General features: G+C 55.0%; 7 protein-coding genes. 5 read left to right on the forward strand and 2 right to left on the reverse strand.

Annotated features, from left to right (window positions below):
- Positions 1 to 47 precede the first annotated feature (47 nt).
- The 5 genes from JNJ77_11675 to JNJ77_11695 are packed head-to-tail and all read left to right on the forward strand — an operon-like array spanning position 48 to position 9,577.
- Positions 48 to 2,198 (forward strand): PSD1 domain-containing protein, encoded by a 2,151-nt coding sequence (locus JNJ77_11675; GenBank protein MBL8823240.1) that lies wholly within the window; start codon positions 48 to 50, stop codon positions 2,196 to 2,198.
- Positions 2,195 to 3,607, forward strand: coding sequence for a DUF1501 domain-containing protein (locus JNJ77_11680; GenBank protein ID MBL8823241.1), 1,413 nt, complete (start codon positions 2,195 to 2,197; stop codon positions 3,605 to 3,607). The genes JNJ77_11675 and JNJ77_11680 overlap by 4 nt, the downstream gene beginning before the upstream one ends.
- Before the next feature lie 12 nt (positions 3,608 to 3,619).
- Positions 3,620 to 4,852 carry a PQQ-binding-like beta-propeller repeat protein gene (locus tag JNJ77_11685; protein MBL8823242.1) on the forward strand — a complete coding sequence of 411 codons (1,233 nt, stop codon included), beginning with the start codon at positions 3,620 to 3,622 and terminating at the stop codon, positions 4,850 to 4,852.
- Between the two features lie 54 nt (positions 4,853 to 4,906).
- Positions 4,907 to 8,197 carry a DUF1553 domain-containing protein gene (locus tag JNJ77_11690; GenBank protein ID MBL8823243.1) on the forward strand — a complete coding sequence of 1,097 codons (3,291 nt, stop codon included), beginning with the start codon at positions 4,907 to 4,909 and terminating at the stop codon, positions 8,195 to 8,197.
- A gap of 6 nt (positions 8,198 to 8,203) precedes the next feature.
- On the forward strand, positions 8,204 to 9,577 hold the full coding sequence (locus JNJ77_11695; protein ID MBL8823244.1) for a DUF1501 domain-containing protein: 1,374 nt from the start codon (positions 8,204 to 8,206) through the stop codon (positions 9,575 to 9,577).
- Between the two features lie 13 nt (positions 9,578 to 9,590).
- On the opposite strand, the gene JNJ77_11700 is transcribed toward JNJ77_11695, so the two are convergent.
- Complete coding sequence (locus JNJ77_11700) at positions 9,591 to 10,973, reverse strand: TlpA family protein disulfide reductase (GenBank protein MBL8823245.1); 1,383 nt, start codon at positions 10,971 to 10,973, stop codon at positions 9,591 to 9,593.
- A gap of 54 nt (positions 10,974 to 11,027) precedes the next feature.
- Positions 11,028 to 11,822, reverse strand: a complete 795-nt coding sequence (locus tag JNJ77_11705; GenBank protein ID MBL8823246.1) for a DUF1295 domain-containing protein — start codon at positions 11,820 to 11,822, stop codon at positions 11,028 to 11,030.
- Positions 11,823 to 11,855: the final 33 nt, after the last annotated feature.

Below are 11,855 nucleotides of genomic sequence, written 5' to 3' on the forward strand. Positions count from 1 at the left end.
TAGCTGACCGCAAGCTATAGTCAGGTATGGAATTACGTTGCCCAGTAATGAACATTAATCAAGTGCCCAGGCGGAGAGGATTCGTCCTGATTATCCTCTCAGTTATCTTCGGGCTGATTGGGCACGCTGCAAGCTTCACACAGGACAAGCCACGCAGCCAGCCTTCACTCAGCCAGCAGGTTCAGGGCATCATCAACCAGCATTGTCTGGCCTGTCACCTGGAAACCAAATCCAAAGCAGGACTGCGGCTGGATAAGCTCACCACCGAGGTGACATCTGTCAAACACGGAGTGCTCGCGCCCGGCAATGCCGATGCCAGCCTGCTCTACCAGCGCATCATCAGCGCTAATGATCAGGAACGCATGCCTCCCGAAAAGCCTGCACTCTCTAAAGCGGAAGCGGATACCATCAGGCAATGGATTCTCGCTCTGGAAAAAGGTAGCATCTCGTCGAATACTTCCGGCAAGCCGGTACCCTGGTCTTATCAACCCATTTCAAAACCCGGCATCCCGAAAGTTCGCCAGGCTGAATGGGTCTGCTCCCCCATCGATGCCTTCATCCTTGCCAGGCTGGAACAGAAGGGTATTACCCCGTCACCCGTTGCAGACCGTCTAATCTTAATGCGTCGGCTCTATCTCGATCTGCTCGGCTTGCTGCCCACACCGGAAGAAGTTCAAGCCTACCGGGAGGATAATCGGCCTGATGCCTATGAAAAACTCGTTGATCGACTTCTTGCTTCCAAACACTTTGGCGAGAAGTGGGGCAGGGCCTGGCTTGATCTCGCCCGCTATGCCGATAGCGATGGCTACGAACACGATGAACCGCGCCCGCATGCCTATCACTTTCGCGACTGGGTGATCAAAGCCTTCAATCAGGATATGCCCTTTGATCAGTTCACCCTGGAGCAACTCGCGGGAGATTTATTGCCTGCTCCCACCGAATCGCAATGGATTGCCAGCGGTTTCCATCGCCAGACCATGCGGCATAACACCGCTGAAATGTTCGCGGAAGATTTTCGGATCACCACGGTCAAGGATCGGGTCAGCACCACCGGCATGGTCTGGCTCGGCATGACCATTGGCTGCGCAGAATGTCACGATCACAAGTACGATCCCGTTTCACAAGAAGATTACTACCGGCTTTATGCAGTTTTCAACGATGCCCAGGAACGTGTGGTCGGACTTTCCGAAGACAAGCAGATTGCCACGTTCGAGCACATCACTCGCGATGCTTTTCTGCATCAGCGAGGCAACCCTGCCATGCCCGGCCCGAAGATGCGGCCTGGTATACCAGCAGCATTACCTGCATGGAAGCCTGCGGACAAACACGCCACCCGGCTCGATCTGGCCCGCTGGCTGGTGCAGAAAGACAATCCGCTCACACCCCGCGTGGAAGTCAACCGCATCTGGAAACAACTCTTCGGCAGCGGTCTGGTGACCTCACCTGATGACTTCGGTAACCACGGACAATCACCCAGTCATCCCGAACTCCTCGACTGGCTTGCTCTTGAACTACGTGATAATGGATGGAAACGCAAGCCGATCATCAGGAAGATGGTACTCTCTTCCACCTATCGTCAGAGTTCCCATATCCGACCTGAACTGAAACAGCTTGATCCGCTGAATCGCTTGCTGGCCAGGCAGAATCGTTTTCCACTCGATGCGGAAAACATTTACGATATCTCGCTGCAGGTGGCTGGCATGCTGCAATTGGAAGAAATCGGCGGGCCATCTTTTCAGCCACCTCTCCCGACACAACTCGAATTGAACCTGATCAAAAATAATCGACTGATGGAAACTTCAGAAACGTATGATCGCTACCGCCGGGGTATCTACCTGCAGGTGCAGCGTACTTACCAGCATCCGTTTCTGGCAACTTTCCATGCTCCCGACAGCAGTATCAGTTGTGCCATGCGGGAACAGGCACGTACCCCGGCACAGGCTCTCATGATGCTGAACGATCCTATTTTCCAGGAATGCTGTGAGCAACTCCAGAACCGGATCAGGGAACATGCCGATGCACCGGAACAACGCATTCGATTCGGGTTCAAACTCTGTCTGGGGCGGGAGCCTGTAAAACAGGAAGTCGCAATCCTCCTCGATCTGGTAAAGCGACTGGAAAAAAGCATGGCTGATGCACCCTGGCTTGGCTTCGCCAGTGTGCTGCTGAATCTGGAAGGATTTACCACGCGGGAATGAGCATGCAATCCTGGCCAACATCACTGAATCGCCGAAGCTACCTGCAAAGTGCTGCCGGGTTTCTGGGCATGGTTTCGCTCGCCACACTGCTGGAAGCCGAGGAAAAACCTGGCACGGAGTTGAAACCTCACTTCCCCGCCAAAGCCAAAAACTGCATCTATATCTTCCTGGCAGGTGGCACCAGCCAGGTGGATTTGTTTGATCCCAAGACCAAACTCAACGACCTGCACGGCAAACCGGTCCCTGCCTCCATGGTCGATGGCGTACGTTTTGCCTTTACCGATCCGAAGAAATCATTTCTGATGCGTTCCCCCTTTGCCTTCAAAAAGTGGGGCAAGTGCGGAGCGGAAATCTCGGAACTGCTGCCCCATATTGCGGACAGTGCTGATGACATCGCGATCATTCGGTCTATGCATCATCATGCCTTCGCCCACGCACAGGCTGAACTGTTCACGCTCACTGGTCGGGATCAGGCAGGACACCCCACCAACGGGGCCTGGCTGAGCTATGGCTTGGGCAACAGTTCTCAGGAACTTCCTGCCTATGTCACACTGGTGACTGGTGCTGCACCGGTGGCACGTTCCTTAACCTGGGGTGCCGGGTACCTGCCTGCTTCCCATGCCGGCGTGCTGTTCCGCAACGAAGGCGAACCCATCTTGAACTTGGGCAACATGCCAGGTGTTTCCCGCGAGGCTCGTCGAGAGCAACTCGATGCCCTGGCCAAACTCGATCAGATGCAGAAGGAACGCACCGGCGATCAGTCCATTGATGCCCGCATCGCCAACTATGAACTCGCCTTTCGCATGCAGCGATCCGCACCCGAATTGACCGATTACCGTCAGGAATCGCAAGCCACCCGCGAAGCCTACGGCACACAGCGTTCGGGAGATGAAGGCCACTTCGCCCGCAACTGTCTGCTCGCCCGCAGACTCGTGGAACGGGGCGTGAGGTTTGTTTCCATCCTACACCGCAAGTGGGATCATCATAAAGATCTGAACGAATTCTATCCGGGCGTGTGCCGGGAAATCGATCAGCCCATCGGCGCCCTGCTGAAAGACTTGAAAACCCGTGGTCTGCTCGATTCAACGCTGGTGGTCTTTGCTACCGAGTTTGGCCGGACGCCGTTTACCGAAAATGTCGCCCCCGGCCCGCACGCAGGCCGCGATCATCATCCGTTTGCCTACAGCCAGTGGGTGGCCGGTGGCGGCGTGCGAGGCGGTATCACCCTCGGCAGCACCGATGAATTGGGCTGGAAAATCGAGCAGGATCCCGTTCACCTGCATGATTTTCATGCCACGCTGCTGCACCTGTTCGGCTTCGACCATACCCGGCTTACGTATCTGTTTCGTGGGCTCAATCATCGCCTGACTGACCAGGGAGGCAAACTGGTCAACTCGCTTCTCCTTTGATGGAATTTCTGCATGATGGTACGCTTCCTGTTCTGCTTCCTGGCATGGGGACTTTCTTTCAGTTCGATGCTCCATGCTGATGATTGGCCCGTCTTCCGCGGGCCAACACAGGGGCACGCAACTGGTTCCTTGCCGCTGGAATGGAGCGAAGAGAAAAACATCGTCTGGTCTGCTGAGATTCCAGGCAAAGGCTGGTCTTCACCCGTGGTTGCAGCAAGTAAGGTGGCGCTCACCACCGCTGCCGACCCTGACGATGGCGATGGCTACTCGCTGCGCTGCCTGTACCTGAACGCCCAGACAGGTGAGATCCTCTGGAATGTCGAAGTCTTCAAGCAGCCCAGTGACGCACCTGCCATACACAATAAAAACAGCCACGCCAGCCCCACGCCGATTATCGCGGGTAACCGCATCATCGTGCATTTCGGCCATCAGGGCACCGCTGCCCTCGATACCACGGGGAAAATTCTCTGGCGTAATCAGGAACACCGCTATAAGCCGGTGCATGGCAATGGAGGCACGCCGTTGCTCGTGCAGGATGTCGTTATCTTTTCCTGTGATGGCGATGACAAACAAATGGTAGTCGGCCTCGATGTAAGCACCGGCAAAACACGATGGAAAACAGATCGCAACGCCTCGCCCGGCAGACTATTTTCCTTCGGTACCCCGCTGGCGATCAAGGTGAAAGACCAGGTACAGGTCGTCTCAGCAGGCAGTGACGTGGTCATGTCGCTTGATCCGCTCACCGGTCAGGAACTCTGGCGATTCAAATACACCGGCTATTCACAGACTCCACAGCCTGTAGCAGGCAATGGCCTCATCTATGTCTGTACCGGCTTCGATACTCCCAAACTGCTCGCCATCCGCACCGATGGAAAAGGCGATGTGACCAAAACGCATCTGGCCTGGGAAGCCACACGCAATATGCCACTGACTCCCACGCCAGTGCTCGAAGGAAACACACTGCATGTGTTGTCTGATAACGGTATACTCAGTGCTCTCGATGCAGCAACTGGTCAATACCGTGGTCAACAACGCTTGAATGGTAACTTCTCTGCTTCGCCACTGCTGGCTAATCAGCATCTCTACTGTCTCAATGAAAATGGTACCTGCTATGTCATTCGCACAGGCGAAAAATATCAGGAAAAAGCAAAAAACACACTTCCCGGACAAACCCTCGCATCTCCGGCGGCCAGCCAGGGTATGCTGTTCATACGCACCGAGAACATGCTCTATGGAATCAAATAACCTCAAATACTGAGCTATGTTTTGATTGTGATGGCCATGTCATCAAGTTCATCCATGAAAGCGCACATCTCTACACCGCCCGAGAAGCCTCGCCGGCAATCAGCCTGGAAAATCTGGCTCGCTTCGTTCGCTTTCCTGGCACTCTTCTGGCTCGGCATACGCTACATTTACAGCTACTTCAACACGATGATTGACCATTCCACCCGGAACACCGGCTTCCAGGTGGAACAGGCTGCAGCACCTGTCGTACTGCTTCTGGAACCAGTTAACGAAGTGGGAAATGGGCCGACAAAAACAGTTTCACCTGCAACTACTGCACACCAGTCTGTACGTATGCCTTCCAAGCCGAAACAGTCGCCTCATCGCCTGGCTCCAGAAATGCTGCTGCTGCACACCGTGGGAGGTGATATCCTTCTGGCACTCTATCCCGATGTTGCACCCAAAACCGTGAAACAGATACTGACATGGGCCAGGCTTGGCGTTTTCGACACCACCCATTTCAGCCGGCTTGAACCAGGTTTTGTGCTGCAGACATCACTGGCAGAGGATCGGATCATACCGTTCACGCCAGCACAGCAGCAGAGCCTGGGCACCATTCCCGGCGAGTTCAGTACCACGCTGAAACACCGCAAAGGCGTCCTCTCCATGGGCCGCGACGATGGCAAACCCGATAGTGCCCGAACCTCCTTCTCCATTCTCCTGGGCGATGCACCCCATCTTGATGGGCAGTATACTATCTTCGGCGAAGTCGAAGCAGGTATGGAAGTTGTTGAGCGTTTGTGCACCGCGCCGCGGGTCGATGGCAGCAATGCTCCCGAAACCAGGCTCACCATTCTCAATGTGCAGGTGGTGCATCAGGATGAACTATCGCTGGTGAAAATGGAGCAGCCCGTCGAGTTGGCGATCCTGCAGCAGCAGGTCTGGCCCCGCCAGGCTGTACTCGCCTCTGCTGCAACCATTCTGAAAAAGCACTGCTGGAAATGTCACGGTGGAGAATCCACCAAAGGCCAACTCGATCTGACCTGTTCAACCGGTTTGAAAGCAGGGGGAGAACATGGCCCGGTCTTTCTCCCCAACGATCCACTCAAAAGCGCTTTGCTTCATCGACTTACTGCAGATGATGATCAGCGCATGCCTCCCAAAGGCCCAACACTGCATGCCGAGGAAATCCGCATTCTGACAGAATGGCTGAACCACGGTGCAGAGTATCCACCAGACTATGCACTTCGCAAACAGCAGGCCTCCGCACCAGACCATGCTCTTCTCATCGCCAGCCACTGGTTCTTCCAGCCCTTGTCGGCAGTTAAAGCGCCAGACATCAAGCAAGCTGACTGGAAACGCAACGATACCGATGCCTTCATCCTCAGCAAACTCGAGAGCAGAAAACTGTCCCCCGCACCTGATGCTTCTGCACCCGTTCTTCGCCGTCGCCTGGCGTACACCTTGACCGGCTTGCCGCCCGCCGCCGATCAACAGGGGACCCACGAGCAACAGGTGGAACAACTCCTGAAGAGCAGCCACTATGGCGAACACATGGCCCGCATGTGGCTCGATCTTGTTCGTTTTGCCGAGAGCGATGGCTACGAAGACGATAACAACCGCCCGGAAGCCTATCACTATCGCGATTTCCTCATTCGGGCATTCAACGATGACTTGCCATTCGACCAGTTCCTGCGCTGGCAGCTTGCAGGCGATGAACTTGCCCCGCTGCAATCCGACGCCCGCGCTGCCACTGGCTTCCTGGCGGCTGGTCCGTTTCAGACTTTCTTTGCCAAGAAGAAGGATCGTTACGATGAACTCGATGACATCGTTACCACCAGCAGCGTTGCCTTCATGGGCATGACCGTTGGCTGTGCCCGCTGCCACGATCACAAGCATGATCCTGTCACCCAGCACGAATACTATCGCATGGTCAGCGTGTTCCACGGCAGTCGTCGAAAAGTCGATTATCTCGATACCGAAGCCGGGCGAATGTATGACCAGCAGCGGGAACCCCTCGCCAAACTGCTGCAAGAGTTTGCTGATCTCACCGCACCGGCACGTGAAAAAGTAAGGCATCAGAAAATCGCTGCATTGATGATTGAACCTCGTGAAAAAGCGGTCTTGAAGTTGCCGCACGATCCGGACAACGGCTTTCAGGTAAGCTTACTCAGGCGCTACGATTATCTGCTGCAGGTCACTACCGATGAAGCCAGGCAGGCCTGCGAGGAACAGCATGCAGCGGCCTGGGATGAACTGGCACAGAAAATTCAGGAAGAAGAAAGCAAACTGCCCCCGGCACCCGCCAAGGGGCTGATCTACCTCGGCAGCAGGACAGAACCTGCCAGCTTTCTTGATCGTGGCGATCCCGACCGTGCCCGGCACACGGTACCGCCCGGTTTTCTGACAGCGCTGACACCTTCTCGCCCAGTCTGGCAACAGGCAACCTGGCAGGCCTGGGGTATATCTCCACGATCCGCTTTGGCCAACTGGCTTACCGATACCGATGCCGGGGCAGGGCATCAGGTTGCCCGCGTCATCGTCAACCGCCTCTGGCAAATGCACTTCGGGGTCGGCCTGGTCAAAACCGCCAACGATTTCGGCATCACCGGCACCCCGCCAACACATCCCGAACTGCTCGATTACCTTGCCCGGCAACTGATCCAGAATGGCTGGAAACTCAAACCGATTCATCAACTCATCGTCACGAGCCACACCTGGCAGTTGAGCCAGCTGCCCAGTGAAGAGCTGAAAAAAGCTGATCCGGATAACATGCTCTATGGTCGGCGAATCATGCAACGGCTCACTGCTGAAGAAGTGCGCGATTCCATCCTGATGCTGACTGGGCAACTCAATCGCGAACTGTTTGGCCCCAGCATCAAACCTGCTATTCCTGCCGAGGCGATTTTCGCCACCGCCCCCAAGCATGGCGAGGTCTGGCCTGCTGTCGTTCCTGAACAACCCGATGTCTGGCGACGCAGTCTTTACATTTACCGCAAGCGATCTAACCCTGTCCCGTTCCTGCAGCTTTTCGATGCCCCCGATGCAGCCAGCAGTTGTGCCTGCCGGGTATCTTCAACTACCCCCACCCAGTCGCTGGCGCTGTTCAATAATCCCTTCATCCGCCATCAAGCCCGGCATGCTGCCCGCCAGGCACTCGAGAAAACAGCCATCAATCCTGCGGAAGCGGTTCGGCTGGTCTATCGCCAGTTATTGAGCCGGGAAGTAACCACGGTTGAGTTGCAGCGGGTACTGCAGTTTATCAGATCGCGTGAACCAATCAGTTCCTCGGTCGCTCTCGAAGAGGCTATGACAGATATCTGTCACACCCTCTTCATGACCAATGAATTTCTTTATGTGGAGTAGTCTGCCATGATGACTGCTACTCGACGAACATTTCTGAAACAGGCCGGAGGCGGGCTGGGCATGCTCGGCCTGGCCGATCTGCTCCATCTTCAGGCACAGGAGAAGAAGCCTCATCATACTCCCAAAGCCAAAAGCATTATCTGGCTCTACATGTATGGTGCTCCCAGCGGCATGGATACGTTTGATTACAAGCCCGAACTGCAGAAACGCGATGGCGAAAGGCTGCCCAATCCGCCGGAAGTGCTCTTTGGCAACCCCGGTCCGCTGATGAAGTCACCCTTCCAGTTCAAGCAGTATGGGCAGACAGGCCGCTGGGTCTCGGAACTCTTCCCCCACCTGGCTCAGCAAGTCGATCAATTGACCTTCCTGAAGGGTTGCACTGCCGATTCCAACAACCATGCCCCCGCCTGCCTGCAGATGAACACTGGCATCACCCGTGTTGGTCACCCCAGCGCCGGCGCCTGGGTCACTTATGGCCTGGGCAGCGCCAACCAGAACCTGCCGGGATACATCGTGATGTATGATCATCGCAGTGTACCAGTCGCTGGCCCGCCTAACTGGGGCAGTGGCTTTCTGCCCGCCCGTTATCAGGGCGTGACGTTCCGTCCTAGTGATACACCATTGCTCTACTCACAACGTCTGCCTGAGGTGAGCGAAAACCGGCAGCGGGCACAACTCGATCTGCTCCGCGATTTGAATCAGCATCACCTGCAATCGCAGAGTGCCGAGTCAGCGGCTGAACTCGAAGCCCGCATCGCCAGCTATGAACTCGCTTTCCGGATGCAGATGGAGGCTCCACAGGTGGTAGACCTGAGTAAGGAAACCGCAGCAACGCGAGAGCTTTATGGCATGGACAGCGATAAGACCAAACCGTTTGGTTCACAACTGCTGATTGCCCGCAGACTGGTCGAGCAGGGCGTTCGCTTCATTCAGATTTACAGCGGCGGTACTCGTCTGAACTGGGATGCTCATCAGGATCTGGAAAAGAACCACCGCCAACTCTGCGAAGAAACGGATAAACCGATTGCAGGCTTATTGACCGATTTGCGAAAGCGTGGATTACTTGAGAGCACGCTGGTGATCTGGGGCGCTGAGTTTGGCCGCATGCCCATGTCGCAGGATGGCAACGGCCGCGATCACAACCCGCATGGTTTCCTTACCTGGATGTGTGGCGGCGGCACCAGACCAGGCGTTTCGCATGGTGAAACCGATGACTTTGGCCACCGGGCCATCGCCGGTAAAACCACCGTCCCCGATTTCCATGCTACACTTCTGCACCTTCTCGGCCTCGATCACCTCAGACTCACCTACCGCCACCAGGGTCGCGATATGCGTCTGACCGATGTTTCCGGCAAAGTCATCAGAGAAGTGCTGGCGTGACTAAGGCTGCTGCCTATTTCCCCATCGCCCGTTTGATCGAAGCAGTCACCTCTTCCCGCAGTGTTGCAGAATAGCCTGCATGGATGTCAACCAGTTTGCCTTGCGGATCAATCACCAGCAGCGTGGGGTAACCAAACGTACAGGTCAGCAGTGGATGGTGTTTCTCCGATTGTTTCATGACCTTGTTGAAATCAAGGTTGGGATAATTCAATTTAAACCGGCGGATAACCAATCGGGCATCCTCGGGATTTTCATCAATATTCACTCCGATTATGACCACGGGCTGATTTTTGAAGTCAGACGCCAGCTCGTTGACCTGAGGCATCGCCCGCAAGCACCACAGGCAGCCTCGGTACCAGAAATCAAGAATGACTACTTTGCCCTTGAGCGATTCCGAGGAATAGGTCTGACCTTCGAAATCCCGTGCTTCCCACGCGGGCACCGGTTTGCCGATCAGTTCTGACCAGCGTTGGGCATCCTGTGTGACCCACCGAACATAATTCTTTCCATTCTTGATGCCATTTTCCACCTGCCCCACATAGCCGGGAATGGTAAAATCCGCCTTGGCTTTTTCCCAGCGTGCAGCCATGGCTTCCATCATCTTTTTGGCTTCTTCCACTGGTTTCTGTCGTGCTGAGACATAGTTTTTCAGGTTGTCATCCTTCAAGGTGAAGTACAGATCACTTTCCCGGATGATTTGCTGCAGCCGATCTGCCGGATGCACGTGCCGTTTCTTCAGTAGCACCGTGTAGGTTGCATTCGTGCTGGAACTGTGCTGGTAAGGCACATGATCAGGATCATCGCAGGGTTTGCGCTTGCCTGTAATCGAAGTAATGCAGCCCTGTGCAGGATCGAAGGTGTAATCGAAGGTGCCCATCGCATCGTAGATCGTAAGGATGCCGCCCGTTCGCTCTTCTCGAAACAGGTACTTATCGCCGGTGGAGGGCAGGACTGTAAACCGCGAAGTGACACTGTCGCGAGGCAGTTTCATAATCCACTCTTTTTCACCCGGGCCAGCCAGCGGTGGCAGAAGCAATGGCATGAAGGAATTCAGCGGTTCGGATTCCTGCTTCACCCGGCCATCGGGGAAAAGATCAACTCGGCGACTTTCATGTTGGATGTTCGGTTCAGTTCCCATCTGCGAGAGAAGGACCACCTGATAACTTCCGTCCGGGTTCTTCTTCAGCACGTAAATCTGCCAGGCGGTGTGATGCTCCCTGGCCTGCTGTTTGTTCTTTTCATCCGCGGGAATCTGGTAGGTTGCCTGGTAGTTCAGTTCCAGCCCTGGTTCGAGCTTGTACTGAGGCGTTTCAACTGGAAAACTGCAGACGGCAAGCATCAGAAGGAGCATCGATATGACCCTGGCTTCCTGATAGAGGAACAATGCATCGTACAATCTGTTGTTCCATCAATCAACGGATTTGTGGAAAGGTCAAAACGCCGTCAAACTTCACTCAATCCCCGTCCGCGGAAACCACGGAAAAAAACTGCTGGTGCGTCGGCAATAGGCATCATAAGACGGGCGGCTTTGTCGCAGCGTCTGTTCCAGCAGCGTCACGCCCGAAACCCGCATTAGTAGAATCGACATGATCACCGGCCCGATGACTGTCCACCAGACGAACTCGGCAACTCCAGCCAGGCTGATGAAGTAAAAGCCCCACCAGGCCAGAAAATCACCAAAGTAGTTGGGATGTCTGGTGTATTTCCACAATCCCCGATCCATCACCTCCTGATTGTTTTCCCGTGTCGCCAGAAAACGGGCCAGTTGATAATCGCCCACCGTTTCAAAAAGAAAACCGATCAACCACAACACGACTCCGATGATATGCAGAACAGACCACTCTGGGGATGCATGAAAAATACCAAACTGCACCGGCAACGAGACTATCCAGATGAGCAGCGCCTGCAGACCAAACACGATCCAGAGACTGGAATAGACAAATGTCTGGCCCCGATGTTCCCGCATGGCTCGGTAACGCTTGTCTTCCGGCTTGTTGTGATTTCGCCATAAGAGATAGAGGCTCAGCCGCAACCCCCAAAGCGTCACCAGGACAGGCAGCAGCCAGCGATTGATGCCTTCGTGTGAAGTACACCATGCTGAGCACCAGCTGATCAGCACAAACCCCATGCCCCAGGCAATGTCAACAATAGCGACGTTGCGAAGGGGGATGCTCATCAGCCAGAACAGAAACAGCCAGCCGGAAACCAGTAACGCATTGATCAACAGCAGGCTGGGTAATTCCATGAGATGATATCCCTGCAGTCAGAATGCTATGCA

The sequence above is a fragment of the Planctomycetia bacterium genome, from assembly GCA_016795155.1.
GTDB lineage: Bacteria > Planctomycetota > Planctomycetia > Gemmatales > HRBIN36 > JAEUIE01.